This window comes from Frankia sp. BMG5.60 (assembly GCF_059428125.1).
This window is the reverse complement of record NZ_CM182091.1, coordinates 1,592,051-1,607,051: the sequence shown is the minus strand read 5'-3', so window position 1 is coordinate 1,607,051 and position 15,001 is coordinate 1,592,051. Positions and strand designations below refer to the sequence as shown.

Here is a 15,001-nt window from a genome sequence, read left to right as displayed (position 1 = left end):
CCCCGCCGAGTAGGTCTGATACTGGTCGGCGGGACCGCCTTCCGATCTGTTTGCAACGGGCATGCCGGCTTCACGGATCTGCCTCGTGCTGAAGGGTCGCGTCTCCCGCCAGGATGGCCCTGATGTGGCGGGAGGCGGCGGTTTCCGGGGGAGCGGACCGGAAGGGCGGCGAGGCGCCCGGCGTGCTCGCGACGAGGGAGTCGAGCAGGCCGTCGGCGAGCTGCAGCGTCAGGTTCTCCGTCGACTCGTCGTGGAAGAGGCTGTGGTGGAGCGTCACCATGCCGTGCAGCCCGGCCCACAGGGTCTGCGCCGCCTGCTCCACCGGCAGGGACAGCGCATACCCGGTCTCCTGGCAGCGCCGGAAGCCGGCGCGGAGGCTGGCCGAGACGCCGTGGGCCGGGTGCTCGCTGATCCTCGCGACCTCGACCGTCGGCTGCGGCACCTCGAACATGAGCCGGTAGTGCCCGGGGTTGTTCAGCGCGAACCGGCAGTAGGCATGCGTCTGCGCCCGCAGCGGCTCGCGGGGATCGGCGCTGTCGCTGGCCGCGTCCGCCCGCACCATGCTCGCGACCAGGTCGTCGTATTTGTCGGACAATGCCGCCCAGACCAGCCCCGCCTTGTCAGGGAAATGCAGGTAAATACTCGGCGCCGCGACCCCGACCTCCTTGGCGACCGCGCGCATCGTCAGTTTCTCGGCGCTGCCCCACTCCACCAGCAGGTGATTCACCGCGGCCAGGATCTCCCGGCGAAGCTGCTCACCCTGCCCCCGCAGGCTGCGTGCCCGGCCCGAGCCGCCCGGCCCGCCGCTCGGGGACTGTGCGGTCGCCACCGGTCACCACCTCCGCCCGGAGCCTACGTCGCACCCCGTTGACACTCCGAGAATGTGCGACGTCAGCATTCGGGGCATCGGCGTACCTGTGGCCGGTCGTCACCGGGGGCGGTGAATCTCCTCGCGATTGTCGGCCCGTCCTGCCGGCCGGCTACGAGGTGATGGCGGCGGCGCGGCAGGCGTAGTCGTCCCGGGTGAGGTGGGCGAGCATGAAGTCGGCGACGTCGGCGTAGGAGACCCTGGAGGTGATCGTCAGGCGCAGGTCGCTGCCCGTGCGGTAGTCACCGGTATGCGGGCCGCCGGTCAGCAGGGCCGGCCGCACGACGGTCCAGGTGGTGGCGCTCGCCCTGATGAGCTTCTCCATTCCCTCCTTGTCGCGCATCAGGGATCTGATTGCGACCCGGGCGATGGCGACGTAGAGACTGCGGTGGCGGCTGTCGGCCACGCCGTAGCCGCTGACGGCGATCAGGCGCCGCACGCCAAGGTCCTCCATCGCCGGCAGGATGGTGCGCATCCCGTCCGTGCAGACCGTGCTGCCCCACCGGCGCTGGCCCAGCGCGCTGAGCACGGCGTCGCTGCCGGCGATGACCTGCTTCACGACGTCCGCGTCGCGGACGTCACCGGCCACCGGCCGCAGGCGTTCGTCGACGGCGAGGGCGTGGGGGTCGCGGGCGAGCGCGGTGACCGTGTGGCCCTGCGCCAGCGCCTGGTCGAGCACGTGGCGGCCAGTATGTCCGGTGCCGCCGAAGACCGCCAGATGCATGCCGATCCCTTTCCTCCGAAAGATAGTTTGAGACTCCAAGTATCGAGCAGATGCTTGGAGTCATCAAGTATTGGATGCTCCATGTAGTGTCGACGGGTGGGCGATGCCGACGGGGACTGCGACGACTCGCTGATCCACGCCGTCGTCCAGCAGGTCGTCACGCTCGCGGCTGCGACCAGCGACCTTGCCGCGGATCTTGTGAAGGAACTCGATCTCACCGAGGCGCTGGCCGGCGCGTTGTGGCGGCTCGACCCCGACGGGCCTCCGCCCTCGATGCGCGCGCTGGCGGCAACGCTGAACTGTGACCCGTCCACCGTGACGTTCCTGACGGACCGGCTGGAACAGCGCGGCCTGATCCGCCGGCGGCCGGCACCGACCGACCGCCGACAGAAGATCATCAGTCTGACCCGCCGGGGCGTCGAGGTGCGTGCGCGACTCGTGCAGGCGTTCACCGCGGGCTCCCCGCTTGCCCGTCTCTCCCCTGACGACCAGCAACACCTTTACGCGCTGCTGGCCAAGGCGGGGGCCGACCCGAGCCAGTTCACGTGCCGGGCGGCCGCCTCAGCCCTCCCTCGCGAGCCCTGATCCGATGCGTCCCCCCGCCGATGGACGTCCCCCCGCCGATGGACGTCTCCCCGCCGATGGAGGAAAGGCCGATGGAGGGGAGGGGGCCGATGGAGGAGGAACGCGCGACCGGGGGCCCGGATCCTGTCAGCCGCCGTAGGCCTCGCCGAGCAGCTTCCCGTCGCGGTCGAAGGCGCGCAGGACGATGCGCCGGCCCTGCCACCAGTGGTCGTAGTCGCGGGTGCGCTGGTCGCGGCCGTCCGGCTGGGCCCAGTCGTCGAAGGATCTGGACAGGTCTCCGCCGATGCGGCCGAATCCCGGCGAGAGGCGGGGCGGGGCGCCGGTGTCGTCCCGCACGGTGCGGAACACGAAGTACCCGTCGTGCACCGGCACCTCGAGGACCTGCCCGCCGACGGTGGTCGCCGTCAGGCGGGTGACGGCGGGGCCGACCCGCCCGGCTGTTTCGACGAGGCTCCGCCGGTCCGTCGCGGCCGGCCGACCGGTGACGGGGGCGACGCTGATGGCGTGCGGGGACGATCCGCCTGGCCCGGCGCCGGCGCCGTTCCCGCGGCACCCGCGTCTCCACCCCGCTCCACAGATCGTCCGTGGGACGTACGACGACGCTGCGGGCTGCCTCGAGCAGACCGCGTGGCATCGGGTCCTCGTCCTGGTGTCTCATGCCAATCCCTCCCGTCCGCGGGTGCCCTGCTCGTTCGGAGTTCCCTGGATGCTGAGAATGCGCCGGACGTAGGCGTCCGGAGCGTCACTGGTCCGCACGCGGCCCCAGGCGACGAAGGCTCGGGCGAGCGCGGTCTGGGCCAGGTCCTCGGCGTCGGCCAAATTCCCGGTGAGCAGGTACGCCAGGCGCAGCAGCGCCGGAAGCCGGCTGGCGAAGTACGCCCGGAACTCGGCGTCTCGCTCCTCATCCATCGGACCTCCTTCCCTCTCCATCCTTCAGAGGCCCGCCGGACCGCATCGGGTTGACGGATCGAGTGCCGCGGCACGAATCAGTTGCAATCCCGCCAGAGATGATCACGGATATGGACGGCGGCTGCGCGCCATACACGGGCCTGCCAGAATGATCCGGGTGGAGATATCGGATTCCCCGTCGCTTCCGTTGGTCGAGTTCGATCCCTCTCCTACGGGCATGGTCCGGCCGTTCGCGGGCCCGGGCCGGGAGAAGGCGGGTGTCCGGCTGCCGGAACTCGCGGTGTTGTGCTTCTTCGGGGAGGTCGTCGATGCCCTGGTGGAGACCCACCAGGCCCGGGTGCTGACCGAACTCGTCGGCGAGCACGGCCGGCATCCCGTCTACGAGGTGCTCCTGGAGGGGACGCCGATCGCCGTGTTCCAGCCGGGGCTCGGCGCACCGCTGTGCGCGGGATTCATGGAGGAGGCCATCGTCCTCGGTGCCCGGACGCTGGTGGCCTGCGGCGGGGCGGGGTCGCTGGTCGACTCCCATGTGCTCGGGCAGGTCATCGTCCCCGACCGGGCCGTCCGCGACGAGGGAACCTCGTTCCATTACCAGCCGCCCAGCCGCGAGATGAGTGCCGATCCCGCCGGGGTGGCGGCGGCCGAGGCGGTGCTGACCCGGCACGGGGTGCCGTTCGTCCGCGGCAAGACCTGGACGACCGACGCGATCTACCGGGAGACGCCGGCCAAGGTCGAGGCCCGGCGCGCGGAGGGCTGCCTTACGGTGGAGATGGAAGCCGCCGCCTTCTTCGCGGTCGCCCGGTTCCGGGGGGTGCGGTTCGCGCAGCTCCTCTACGCCGGCGACTCGTTGGCGGGCCCGGTCTGGGCGTCGCGGGACTGGCAGCAGGCGCTGTCCACCCGCGCGCGCCTGTTCCGGCTCGCCGCCGAGACCTGCGTGGAACTCGGCCGCGCCGCGGCGGTTTCCTGAAGTGAGCGCACACGGACCCCGAGCGCACGTGGACCGAGCGCACGTGGACCGAGCGCACGTGGACGAGGAGGGCTTGACGGTGGAGCAGGTGTGCAGCGAGTGCGACTTCGACGCGTCCGCCGTCGGGGTCGGGCAGGTCGCCGCCGAACTCGGCCCGGTCTCCGAGAGGATCGCCGGGCATGTGCGGGCCCTGCCCGCGGACGTCGTGCGGCACCGCCCAGGCCCGGGTGTCTGGTCGCCGATCGAGTACCTCGGGCACCTGCGCGAATCGATGGCCTTCCACCGTTGGCTGATCGAACGGGCCACCGCCGAGCAGACCCCGGTGATCCCGGCCGTCGACCCGGACGCCTCGGTGGCGGCGGCGGACTACCTCAGCGGCGACCTGGACGATCTCCTCGGTCAGTTCGAACGCCGGGTGGTCCGCCTGCGCGAGACGATGACGCGGCTCGACGCGGACCTGTCGCGCCGGACGATCGACCTGGACGGGCGGGTCCTCGAGGTCGCCCTGGTGGCCCGCAGCGCGCTGCACGAGTGCCACCACCACGACGGCGACATCGTCCGGGCCGGCCTGGGCTGACGCACCGGCCCCTGGGCTGACGCACCAGGCGGATCAGCCGCTGTCTCCCGGCCGGGGGTCGGCCAGGGCTGCGAAGTCGAAGCTGCTGGTGCGCCGTTCCCGGACGGTCCAGCGGTGCCGGCCGGCCGCCGTCGCGGCCGCGGTCACCTCGCCGCGCACGATCGCGCCCCGGATCTCGTCGTACCTGACCCCCTCCTCGGCGACGCAGCACACCGCGTCGCCGACGCCGACCCCGCCGGCGGTCCCGGTCGGATCGGCGAACTCGACCGTGATCTTCTCCCCGTGCCGCTCGGCCCCGGCCACGGTGCCGACGGGCCACCCGTCCGCGTTCACGTAGGCGACGACCATCTCCGCGGAACCGTCGAGGAACGCCGAGAGCTGCTCGGCGCCCATCGCGATCCGCCGGCGGCGCTCAGCCGGCATCATCCGTTCCTTCCGCTGCATGCATGAACAGGGCGGTGAGGGGACTTACCCGGATGATGATCCGCCTGCCGTCGAGCAGTCTCTCCCGGACCCTGCTGACGACGTGGGGCGGCGTCTCGATGTGAGGCGTCTCGATGTGGGGCGTCACCTCGTGGGGCGTCACTTCGTGGGGCGTCACTTCGTGGGGCGGCGTGATCTGCGGCGGCGTGCTGGGCGGCGGTGCGCTGGGGTGCGGTGCGCTGGGGTGCGGCGCGGCGGCGACCCCCGTGCTGTGCGGCGGCGTGGACGGGCTCGGTGCCGGATCCGCGCCGTCGCCGTCGCCGTCGCCGTCGTCGCCGTCGCCGTCGTCGCCGTTGCCGTCGCGCATCCAGTGCTCGATGCTTCCCTCGCCGGGCTGCACGCGTCCCCAGACGCTGAGCACCCGCCGATCGGCGGCCCGGTCACGGGGCACCACGACCACGCACACCCGGCCGTCGCGGCGCAGGTGGGTGACCTTCGCGCTCCTGCGATAGGTGTTGAACTCCAGCGTTCCGTCGCACCATCGGACGGTCATCGGGTAGCCGATCGGCCCGCCGTCGGCGTCGGTCACGATCAGGAAGCCACGCGTGTGCGCGGCGAGGAACCGCCGCTGCTCGTCGGTCAGGCCGGCGCCGGGGGGTTGGCCGTCCCGCCCGCGCCCGCCAGGTAAGGTGGCTTCCGGACCAGCGGCGGCATCGTCCGTCGGAACCGTCATGTCCGCATCTCCCTCCGGTGGGAACTGGGGTGTACTGCCGAAGCCTCGCTCACCGGAGAACCCGGCGTTCACGGTCGATGTACGCGACCGAGACTGCCGCTTCCCGCGCTCGGCGTCGACAGTTCGGGTGGCGGCAGACTGGAGCAGTTCGTCCGGCGTGGCGGGCTTGACCTTCACGCCTACGGCAGGTTCTACCGTCCGCAGCATGAGTGCCTCCTCATCCTCCTCGCCCTCTGGTGTGTCGCCGTCCCCCGGTGCGTCGCTGCCCTCTGGTGTGTCGCCGTCCTTCGGTGTGTCGCCACAGGGTCTCCTCGGGCGTGCTGGCGGTGCCGGCCGTTGGTCGGCAGGTGTGTCTCGCCGCGCATCCGGCCGGGTCTCCGAGACCGGAGGACTTCCGCGTGGAGCTGGTCGCGGTGCCGGCCGCCCGGCTCGGCCAGGTCGTCGTCCGCACCACCCTGTTCGCCCTCGACGCCGCCGCCCGCCTGTTCCTCGGCGACGTCGGCCTGCCGCTGCCCCGCCTCGCCCCCGGCGACGTCGTGCCGGGGGCGGCGCTCGGCGAGGTCGTCGCCAGCGCCGACCCCGGCTTCGCCGTCGGCGACGAGGTCTGTCACCAGCTCGGATGGCGGGAGTTCGCCGTCGCCGACGCGGCGGCGCTGCGGCGGGTCGACACCACCGTCCTTGCCAACCCGACCGCCTATCTGGCCCCGCTGCTGACCGCCTGGGCCGGTCTGGTCGTCGCGGGCGAGCTGCGCCCCGGCGACACCGTCTTCGTGTCCGGTGCGGCCGGGGCGGTCGGCGGCCTCGCCGGTCAGATCGCGCGGCTGCGCGGCGCCGGCCGGGTCATCGGCAGCGCGGGGTCAGCGGCCAAGGTCGCCCACGTGACCGGGACGCTCGGCTTCGACGCGGCCTTCGACCACCGGGACGGCCCCGTCCTCGAGCGGCTGCGCGAACTCGCCCCGGACGGCATCGACGTCTACTTCGACAACACCGGCGGCGCGCAGCTTGCCGCCGCGATCCGCCTGCTGCGCCCGCACGGCAGGGCGGTGCTGTGCGGGCTGCTCGATCGCCAGAACGGCCCGCGGCCCGGCCGCGCCCACGGCGAGGAGGCGACGCCGGACCTGGGCTACGCCATCGCCAACCGGCTCACCCTGCGGGGTCTGCGCACCGCCGACTTTGCGGACCGTCGCGCCGAGGCCGAACAGGAGATCGGCCCTTGGCTGGCGACGGGCCGCCTGCGACTCGACGAGACCGTCGTGGACGGGATCGAGAACGCGCCACGGGCCTTCGTCGACCTGCTGCGCGGCGCGTTCATCGGCCGAGTCCTCGTCCGGATCGACGGGCAGCCTGATCACAAGGCCGGCCTGCCACTTCTGATCCCCTCGGAGTAGCGGGGCGATCAGTAGTCGTCGCTGCGGCGTAGGCACCGACGGCGATGCCGACAGGGTCGCGCGGTAGGTCGCCCGGCATGGTGCTGCGGGCGAGACCGACGAGGGCCAGGACGCCGCCGGGGCGCAGCAGGTCACGCAGGCGAGCCAACGCGGCGGCGGTGTGCCTCGGGGGCGAGGGAGATCGTCGGTGCTGGCCGACTATCGCCGACCAGCGGCGCGTTCGGCTGGCCAACAACCTGGTCTGCGGCTGCGGAGTGGCCAGTTATCCCCGATTCCTACAGGTCTCGTTGGTCGGGTGGGAGCGGGCCGGCGGTCAACGGCGGGCGGGCGTCGCCGTTCAGGTGGTGGCAAAGAGGGCGGGCGGGGGCTGGTGGTAGGGGTTGCGGCGGGGGCGTTGGTGGGGATCGATGCCCTACCTGTCAGCATGAGGTGAGTCAGGTAGCAGCTACCATCTTGTGACCGGGGCGGGGTTGGGAGAAGAAGATCGTGGTGGTGTCGGTGACGGCCAGGCGGGGCCTGGTCGATGATGGTCGGGTGGGAGATCGTGAGGCCGACCGGTCGCGGCCGGATCCGGAGGTCGAGCCGAAGGCGCGGCGGCGGTCGTTCTCGCCGGCGTACAAGCTGAGGATCCTGACCGAGTACGAGGCGGCGACCGGGCCGGGTGCGAAAGGCGCGATCCTGCGCCGAGAGAACCTGTATTCGGCGCATCTCGTGGAGTGGCGTAAGGCCCGCGACGCGGGGGCGTTGGCGGGTATGTCGAAGCCGAAGGGCCGGCCCGCGGTCGACGACCGGGACCGGGAGCTGGCGAAACTTCGGGTGGAGAAGGAACGGTTGGAAAAGGAGCTGGCGAAAGCCCGCTTCGTGATAGAAGTCCAGGGAAAAGTCTCCGAGCTCTTGGAGAAACTCTCCGAGGGCATGCCCGGGACCACCGACGACCCGAACTCGCCGACCAGGCGGAACGGATAATCGAGGACGGACTCGCCCGCCTCACCGAACAGGCCGGCGTGAGTACGGCGTCGGCGTGCGCGGCGTTGGGCCGGGCGCGGGCGACGCATTACCGCCGGCACCGGAAATCCCCCGCCCCGCCGCGGCCGGCGCCGATCCCGCACCGCCAGCGCCGGCAGCCCGCGGCGTTGTCACCGGCGGAGCGGGAGCGGGTGGTCGAGGTGCTGCACTCGGACCGGTTCGTCGATGCCGCCCCGGCGCAGGTCTGGGCGACCCTGCTCGACGAAGGGGTCTACCTGGCGTCGCAGCGCACGATGTACCGGCTGCTGGCCGAACGCGGTGAGACCGGTGAGCGCCGCCGCCTGGCGACGCACCCCGCCCACGTCAAACCCGAACTCGTCGCCGAGAAACCGAACTCCGTGTGGAGTTGGGATATCACGAAACTCCGCGGCCCGAAGAAATGGTCCTACTTCTACCTGTATGTGATCCTGGATGTGTACAGCCGTTATGTTGTCGGGTGGATGGTCGCTGACCGGGAATCCGCCACCCTCGCCGAGGATCTGATCATCGCCAGCTGTGAGAAGCAGCGGATCGATCGGAGTCAGCTGACGATCCACGCCGACCGGGGCACCTCGATGACCTCGAAGACCGTCGCGCTGCTCCTCGCTGACCTCGGCGTGACCCGTTCCCATTCCCGGCCCCGGGTGTCGAACGACAATCCCTACAGCGAGGCCCAGTTCAAAACGTTGAAGTACCGGCCCGACTTCCCGGGTTCCTTCGACACCATCCAGACCGCCCGCTCCTGGTGCCGGGCGTTCTTCGACCACTACAACAATGATCACCGTCACTCCGGGCTCGGGCTACTCACCCCGGCCGTCGTCCACCACGGCCAGGCGCCCGCGGTCCGCCGGGCCCGCGCTGCCGTCCTCGACACCGCCTACACCGCGCACCCCGAACGGTTCGTCCGCCCGCCAAGCCCACCGGCCATGCCCGAACCCGCCTGGATCAACCGACCCCAGAACGACGAAGACCAGACACCGGAGGCAGAGGCCGAGACCAGCTAATTTCCACAACATCCTGCCTCAAAGAGGTTGACAGGTTCCGATGCGGTGGGGTGGATGTAGGAGGGTCGGCCGTCGTCGAGGAAGCTGATCTGCCAGCCGTCGTGGTGGACTTGGCGGTGGTGGGTGCCGCAGAGCAGGGTGAGGTTGTGCAGCGCGGTGACTCCTCCGTCTTTCCACGGTGTGACGTGGTGGGCCTCGCACCATGAGGGTGGCCGATCGCAGCCGGGGAAGCTGCATCCCTGGTCGCGAACGGCCAGGGCGCGGCGTAGGGCGGCGGGGACTGTGCGGGTGGAGCGTCCAACGTCAAGGGGGACGCCATGGGGGCTGAGCAGGATCCGGCTGGCGCGCGCGGCCGGTACCACCCCGCGCGCGCTGCGGTACTACGAGGAGCAGGGCCTGCTGCGGTCGAGCCGCACCCGCGCGGGTTACCGCGTGTACGACGACGGCGCCGTCATCACCGTCGGCAACATCCGGCACCTGCTCGCCAGCGGGTTCGTCGTGGACGACGTCCGGTCCCTGCTCCCACTGCTCGACCATCCGCTGCCGGAGCAGTTCCAGGCCAGGCCCGCCTGTGCCGACGCGCTCGCGGTGGCCGCCCGACGGCTGGGCGCGTTGGAGGAACGCATCGCCGACCTCACCGCGCTACGTGACCGGCTGGCCCACCGGCTCGGCCCCACCCGCTGACCGGACTGGTCAGCGGTTGATGGTGGTCATGTCGGCGTAGCGGTCGCCGGCAGGCGGTTCGATCGCGTCGAGCCGGGCGAGCTGGTCGGGGGTGAGGACGAGCGCGTCCGCGGCCACGTTCTCCTCCAGCCGGCTGACCCGCTTCGTGCCCGGGATCGGCGCGAGGTCGTCGCCCTGGGCGAGCAGCCAGGCCAGCGCCACCTGGGCCGGGGTGGCCCCGGCCTCGCCCGCGACGGCCTCCACCTCGGCGACGATCCGCAGGTTCTGGGCGAACGCCTCGGCGGCGAAGCGAGGGTTGCCGCCGCGGAAGTCGCCGGCCTCGAGCTGGTCCGCCGAGCGGATCTGGCCGGTCAGGAAGCCGCGGCCGAGCGGGGAGTAGGGGACGAAACCGATGCCGAGCTCGCGCAGCAGCGGCAGGAGCTCCGCCTCCGGCTCCCGCGACCACAGCGAGTACTCGGTCTGCAGGGCCGTGATCGGGTGGGTCGCGTGGGCCCGCCGGATCGTCTCGACGCCGGCCTCGGACAGGCCGATGTGGCGGATCTTGCCCTCGGCGACCAGCTCGCCGAGCGCGCCCACGGTGTCCTCGATCGGCGTGTCCGGGTCCACCCGGTGCTGGTAGTAGAGGTCGACGTGCTCCACTCCGAGGCGGCGCAGGGATCCGTCGAGCGCGGCCCGTAGGCTCGCCGGCGAGCTGTCCAGGCCTGGCCGGTCGCCGTCGCGGTGCGAGATCAGCCCGAACTTGGTCGCCAGCACCACCTCGTCGCGCCGCCCGGCGATCGCCCGGCCGACCAGCTCCTCGTTGCGGTACGGGCCGTAGATCTCCGCGGTGTCCAGGAAGGTGACGCCGAGGTCCAGCGCCCGGTGGATCGTCCGGATCGACTCGGCGTCGTCCGCGCCGGCGCCGGCGTAGTACGCCGACATCCCCATCGCGCCGAGACCGAGGCGGGAGACGTCCAGTCCAGCCAGTGACACATGCCGCATGCGCCGTGATCCAATCCGAGTGGGCCGGGACGGGCCGGGTGCCGCGCCCGCAGCCAGGCTAGCCCGTCGGTCACCGGATTCCCCGGTGGCCCGCGTCGGAGCGTGTGGGACCCGGACAGTTAGGGTGATACGAGGGGAATCCGCCGACGATGCGAGGGGGCTGGCAGCGGTGACGGATGCGAGCGAGCGGGACCTGGCGGGCGGGCGGTGGTGGCAGAGTCTCGTCGAGGAGCGCAACCCGGTGGATCTCAGGACCGACCAGCCGCATTCGGCTCGGATGTACGACTACTTCCTCGGCGGGAAGGACAACTTTCCCGCCGACCGGGAGGCGGCCGAGCAGTCGCTCGCCGCGTTCCCGAACCTGCGGGTCGTCGCCCGGGAGAACCGGGCGTTCCTGGCTCGGACGGTCCGTTACCTGGCCGGTGAGATCGGGATCCGGCAGTTCCTCGACATCGGCACCGGGATCCCCACCTCGCCGAACCTGCACGAGATCGCCCAGGGCATCGCCCCCGATGCGCGCGTGGTGTACGCGGACAACGACCCGTCTATCCCATGGACGCACACACCAGTAAGGCCCCGCGACTGTCGGACCCTCAGCGCCGTGCGCTGACCTTCGCCCACGCGGGTGTTCTGTACTACCGGGCCGACAGCTTCGGTCACGGCTACTACGGGGAGCAGGATAGCGCCCCTGTCCGTATCGCTGGGAACACCTTCGAGGCGATCGAGCGTCGCGGTTGGGTGGTCAGGGAGCCGGCGGGAGAGCTGAGCCTGCGCGGCGGCACGGTGACCATCGTGGCCTACGTGCTGACCGGCGCGGGCCGGACGGTGCTCGGTGTCGAGCGGGACGAGTCCCCGGACCGGGGGAAGGCCCCGGACCGGGGGAAGGCCCCGGACCGGGGGAAGGCCCCGGACCGGGGGAAGGCCCCGCGGGACGAGGCGCCGGTCACGGTTGATGTTTCCGACGTGCGGGTTGGGATGGCTACGCCGCTGGGCTGGGTCGACTACGTCTCCCGTCATGATGACGGCGGGGCCATCGTCTACTACCGCCCGTTTGATCGGTCCGCCCTCACGTGCCGGGCGTGGCCGCCCGGACAGCGGCTGAGGCTTGTTCCCTGCCCCCACCTCCCGAACATCTTCGATCAGTCCCGCTGTGCGAAGTGCGGTCACCAGCTGGGGAGCGTGGCCGCGTGAGACCCAATGTCACACTCTGGTCGGACACTCGGGACGCCGCGTACGGTTCTGGGGTGGTTCGCACGCTGCGCACGATCGGGTACCGGCGGATCTCCGATGACCGCGAAGGGCTGGAAGCCGGGGTCACCCGCCAGGATGAGGACATCCGGGAACTTGCCGCCCGGCGGGACGACGTCGACCTGATCGACGTGCTGACCGACAACGATCTGTCGGCCACGAAGGACTACCGGCCGCAGTTCGAGCGCATCCTTGGCATGGCTGCCGCTGGTGAGATCGACGCGGTGATCGCGTGGACGACGAACCGTTTCCTGCGTAACCGGCCCGACCGGATGCGTGTGATCGAGCTGTTCAAGGCCCACAACGTCCGGCTGATTCCGGTCAAGGGCACCACCATGGACTTCACGTCCGCCGACGGCCGGATGATGGCCGACATCATCTTCTCGATCGACGCGGGAGAGGCCGAGCGCACGGCGGAGCGGGTGTCTCGCGCCGCCAAGCAGCGAGCGGAGCAGGGCCGCCACCACGGCGGACCCAGGGCGTACGGCTACGGGCCGATCATCGGCACCGACCACGCCGGTAAGCCAGTACGGGACTTCAACGCCCTCGTTCCGGACGAGGCCAGGGTTATCCGCCGCATCGCTGCCGATGTGCTGGCCGGCGTGCCGTTGGGGGCCATCGCCCGCACGCTCAACGCCGAGGCGGTCCCGACCGTGACGAAGGTCCACCGGCCGACGTGCGCGAACAACGTGAAGGGCCGTAGGGCGTGGACCGACTGCCCATGCCCGTACCGGGCGTGGGATGCCACCACGCTCAAGGAAATGATGGTCAACCCGCGTCTGATCGGCATGCGCGGCTACCAGACCCGCGCCACCCGCCGCAGCACCGGCACCATCGCGGTCATGGGCGAAGCACAGTGGCCCGCGATCCTCGACGTCGACACGTGGGAGCAGCTCCGGGCGATCCTGACCGACGCGGCCCGGCGGACCAACACCGACGCCGAGAAGGTCCGGCGGGTGCTGGCCGGGTTCGTCTACTGCGCGTCCTGCGGGCACAAGCTGACCGGGAACGGCGCCAGCGGGAAGCGGCTGTACTGCCAGCGTCGCGACGGCCGCTGTGCGGCCAAGGTCCGGATCGGGGAAAGCTTCCTCGTCGAGCTGGTCAGCCTGGCCGTGCGGGAGCGTCTGGACGAGCTGGTTCTCCAGCCCATTGCGACGGCCGACCCTGTCTCCGCCGAGCTGGCGACGTTGGAGGCCCGCAAGAGCGCGCTCGCGGACCGGTGGGCGTCCGGGAACATCGACGACGACGCCTACGACGACGCCCACAAAGCCATCGTCCGCCAGATCCGCGAGGCGCAGACCCGGATGCACACCAGCGCACGACGTCGCGCCACCCTGCCCGTCGACGGCGCTGCGGGCTGGGATGCGCTCGGCGAGGACATCGCGGCCAAGCGGGTCATCCTCACTCAACTGATCGACGGCGTGATCGTCGGCGGCAACGGAACCGTCGAGGGTGACAATGTTCAGCGGGTACGGATCGTCTGGCGCGACCTCAACGACCCTCGGTAACCCACGCCACCGACGAAGGCCCCAGCCGAGCTGGGGCCTTCGTCGTATCCGCCCGCTATGGCCGCTGAGAAGGTGTTTGAGATCTCCGGCTGGTAGCTGGCTGTGATGTTCGGGGTGTGCAATGGGTGTGCACTCACCGGGAAGGGGCCTGACCGGGTCGTTGGGCGGGTGACGGTCAGGGGATGCCGCGACGTCACCGTCACCGCTATCCGTCTGATCTGAGCGATACCCAGTGGGCGTTGGTCGAGCCGCTGCTGCCGCCGGCGGCGTCGATCGGCCGCCGCGAGAAGCACGACCGTCGCGATCTCGTCGACGCCATCCTGTACGTCGTGCGCAACGGCTGTGCGTGGCGGGCGCTGCCGTCGGACTATCCGCCGTGGCAGACGGTCTACTACTACTTCGCCCGCTGGCACGATCTGGGTGTGACCGAACGTGTCCACGACGCCCTGCGGGATCAGGCTCGCCGGCAGGACGGACGTGACCCGGAACCGACGGCGGGGATCATCGACTCCCAGTCGGTGAAGGGCGCCGACACCGTTCCCGCGGTCTCCCGCGGCTACGACGCGGGCAAGAAAATCAACGGCCGTAAGCGGTTTGTCGTCGTGGACACTTTGGGTCTGCTGCTGGCCGTGCTGGTCGTGCCCGCGAGCACGCACGACACCGTCGGCGGCCGGCGGCTTCTCCTCGACACCTATTTCGCCGGCCGGCGGTTACGGCTGGTGTTCGCCGACGGCGGGTTCGCCGGCACGTTCGTCGACTGGGCCGCCCGCATCCTGACTCTGACCGTGCAGGTCGTACGCAAGCCGGCCGGACAGAAGGGCTTCGCCGTCCTGCCACGGCGCTGGGTCGTGGAACGCACTCTCTCCTGGATCACCGCGCATCGCCGGCACGCCCGCGACTACGAACGCCGCCCCGACCACGCCGAATCCCTCATCCGCTGGGCCATGATCAGCACCATGGTCCGTCGCATCGACCGGCGCACCCCCGCCCACCGGCCCGGTCCCCGACCGCTACAGAGAATCATCTAACCGACGATCTCAAACACCTTCTGAGAGCCACCCTGGCGCGTTGAACCGCCCTCCCTGATCGGGTCTTCCTTTTCTTGCGGACCGAACGTCGGGGAAGAGTCATCAGCGGGAGTGCCACCGTCACCGGGGCGCCTTTGCCCGCGCCGTGACGGTGGCACGCGGTGAACGGTCCCGGCGGCCTGGGCGACGCGCGGCACCATGCCGGTAAGCGCGCCCCTATGGCACAGGATGCGACGTCACAGCGGACACGTGCAAAGCCCCCGGCTCGGTGTGTCGAGGGCACCAGGGGGCTGACCTGCGACGCTGTGACAAATGCGGCCAGTGCCAGCGATCACTGGTCCACATTGACCAGTCCAATGTGACTATCCT

17 protein-coding genes and 1 pseudogene are annotated in these 15,001 nt (G+C 71.0%); 10 read left to right on the top strand and 8 right to left on the bottom strand.

All coding sequences use genetic code 11. From position 1 onward, the window contains the following. Positions 1 to 70: 70 nt before the first annotated feature. Both AC5R91_RS06450 and AC5R91_RS06445 read right to left on the bottom strand, forming a co-directional pair. Entirely contained in the window at positions 71 to 829 is a 759-nt protein-coding gene (locus AC5R91_RS06450; RefSeq protein WP_495396214.1) for a TetR/AcrR family transcriptional regulator, read from the bottom strand. A 151-nt stretch (positions 830 to 980) separates the two neighbouring features. Continuing rightward, entirely contained in the window at positions 981 to 1,592 is a 612-nt protein-coding gene (locus tag AC5R91_RS06445; RefSeq protein ID WP_495396213.1) for an NAD(P)-dependent oxidoreductase, read from the bottom strand. 96 nt (positions 1,593 to 1,688) lie between these two features. Here AC5R91_RS06445 and AC5R91_RS06440 point away from each other — a divergent pair, with 96 nt between their 5' ends. Beyond that, entirely contained in the window at positions 1,689 to 2,177 is a 489-nt protein-coding gene (locus tag AC5R91_RS06440; protein ID WP_495396212.1) for a MarR family winged helix-turn-helix transcriptional regulator, read from the top strand. Positions 2,178 to 2,303: 126 nt separating this feature from the next. Here the strand turns inward: AC5R91_RS06440 and AC5R91_RS06435 are convergent, their stop codons facing one another. Together AC5R91_RS06435 and AC5R91_RS06430 are read right to left on the bottom strand one after the other, a co-directional pair. Then, positions 2,304 to 2,549, bottom strand: coding sequence for a hypothetical protein (locus tag AC5R91_RS06435; RefSeq protein ID WP_495396211.1), 246 nt, complete (start codon positions 2,547 to 2,549; stop codon positions 2,304 to 2,306). 282 nt (positions 2,550 to 2,831) lie between these two features. After that, positions 2,832 to 3,086 (bottom strand): sigma factor, encoded by a 255-nt coding sequence (locus tag AC5R91_RS06430; protein ID WP_495396210.1) that lies wholly within the window; start codon positions 3,084 to 3,086, stop codon positions 2,832 to 2,834. A 157-nt stretch (positions 3,087 to 3,243) separates the two neighbouring features. On the opposite strand from AC5R91_RS06430, the gene AC5R91_RS06425 reads away from it, so the two are divergent. Next, positions 3,244 to 4,053, top strand: a complete 810-nt coding sequence (locus AC5R91_RS06425; protein WP_495396209.1) for a nucleoside phosphorylase — start codon at positions 3,244 to 3,246, stop codon at positions 4,051 to 4,053. 58 nt (positions 4,054 to 4,111) lie between these two features. Next, on the top strand, positions 4,112 to 4,630 hold the full coding sequence (locus AC5R91_RS06420) for a DinB family protein (protein ID WP_495396208.1): 519 nt from the start codon (positions 4,112 to 4,114) through the stop codon (positions 4,628 to 4,630). Between the two features lie 33 nt (positions 4,631 to 4,663). Here the strand turns inward: AC5R91_RS06420 and AC5R91_RS06415 are convergent, their stop codons facing one another. Together AC5R91_RS06415 and AC5R91_RS06410 are read right to left on the bottom strand one after the other, a co-directional pair. Beyond that, entirely contained in the window at positions 4,664 to 5,053 is a 390-nt protein-coding gene (locus tag AC5R91_RS06415; RefSeq protein ID WP_495396207.1) for a hypothetical protein, read from the bottom strand. Further along, positions 5,043 to 5,786: a pyridoxamine 5'-phosphate oxidase family protein gene (locus AC5R91_RS06410; protein ID WP_495396206.1), complete on the bottom strand. Its 744-nt coding sequence runs from the start codon at positions 5,784 to 5,786 to the stop codon at positions 5,043 to 5,045. The genes AC5R91_RS06415 and AC5R91_RS06410 overlap by 11 nt, the downstream gene beginning before the upstream one ends. A 398-nt stretch (positions 5,787 to 6,184) precedes the next feature. Here AC5R91_RS06410 and AC5R91_RS06405 point away from each other — a divergent pair, with 398 nt between their 5' ends. Together AC5R91_RS06405 and AC5R91_RS06400 are read left to right on the top strand one after the other, a co-directional pair. Then, positions 6,185 to 7,174, top strand: a complete 990-nt coding sequence (locus AC5R91_RS06405; protein WP_495396205.1) for a zinc-binding dehydrogenase — start codon at positions 6,185 to 6,187, stop codon at positions 7,172 to 7,174. A gap of 534 nt (positions 7,175 to 7,708) precedes the next feature. Continuing rightward, positions 7,709 to 9,183 (top strand): IS3 family transposase gene (locus AC5R91_RS06400; protein WP_495392209.1). Its coding sequence is split into 2 segments (ribosomal slippage): positions 7,709 to 8,137 and positions 8,140 to 9,183, totalling 1,473 coding nucleotides; the frame shifts between segments, so codons are not numbered across the junction. Here AC5R91_RS06400 and AC5R91_RS06395 read toward each other — a convergent pair. Next, positions 9,180 to 9,545 (bottom strand): HNH endonuclease signature motif containing protein, encoded by a 366-nt coding sequence (locus tag AC5R91_RS06395; protein ID WP_495396204.1) that lies wholly within the window; start codon positions 9,543 to 9,545, stop codon positions 9,180 to 9,182. The two genes, AC5R91_RS06400 and AC5R91_RS06395, sit on opposite strands and share 4 nt — an antisense overlap. Between AC5R91_RS06395 and AC5R91_RS06390 the strand changes: the two genes are divergently transcribed. Next, on the top strand, positions 9,472 to 9,867 hold the full coding sequence (locus AC5R91_RS06390) for a MerR family transcriptional regulator (protein WP_495396203.1): 396 nt from the start codon (positions 9,472 to 9,474) through the stop codon (positions 9,865 to 9,867). The genes AC5R91_RS06395 and AC5R91_RS06390 overlap by 74 nt on opposite strands. Positions 9,868 to 9,876: 9 nt before the next feature. Here AC5R91_RS06390 and AC5R91_RS06385 read toward each other — a convergent pair whose 3' ends face one another. Then, positions 9,877 to 10,848 (bottom strand): aldo/keto reductase, encoded by a 972-nt coding sequence (locus AC5R91_RS06385; RefSeq protein ID WP_495396202.1) that lies wholly within the window; start codon positions 10,846 to 10,848, stop codon positions 9,877 to 9,879. A 169-nt stretch (positions 10,849 to 11,017) separates the two neighbouring features. Here AC5R91_RS06385 and AC5R91_RS06380 point away from each other — a divergent pair. From AC5R91_RS06380 to AC5R91_RS06365, 4 genes and pseudogenes are all read left to right on the top strand, one after another. Beyond that, a pseudogene (locus tag AC5R91_RS06380) lies at positions 11,018 to 11,398 on the top strand (SAM-dependent methyltransferase); the annotation flags it as partial. A gap of 2 nt (positions 11,399 to 11,400) precedes the next feature. After that, entirely contained in the window at positions 11,401 to 12,039 is a 639-nt protein-coding gene (locus AC5R91_RS06375; protein ID WP_495396201.1) for a hypothetical protein, read from the top strand. 53 nt (positions 12,040 to 12,092) lie between these two features. Next, complete coding sequence (locus tag AC5R91_RS06370; protein WP_495396200.1) at positions 12,093 to 13,604, top strand: recombinase family protein; 1,512 nt, start codon at positions 12,093 to 12,095, stop codon at positions 13,602 to 13,604. Between the two features lie 182 nt (positions 13,605 to 13,786). Further along, positions 13,787 to 14,632, top strand: coding sequence for an IS5 family transposase (locus tag AC5R91_RS06365; protein WP_495392703.1), 846 nt, complete (start codon positions 13,787 to 13,789; stop codon positions 14,630 to 14,632). Positions 14,633 to 15,001 lie beyond the last annotated feature (369 nt).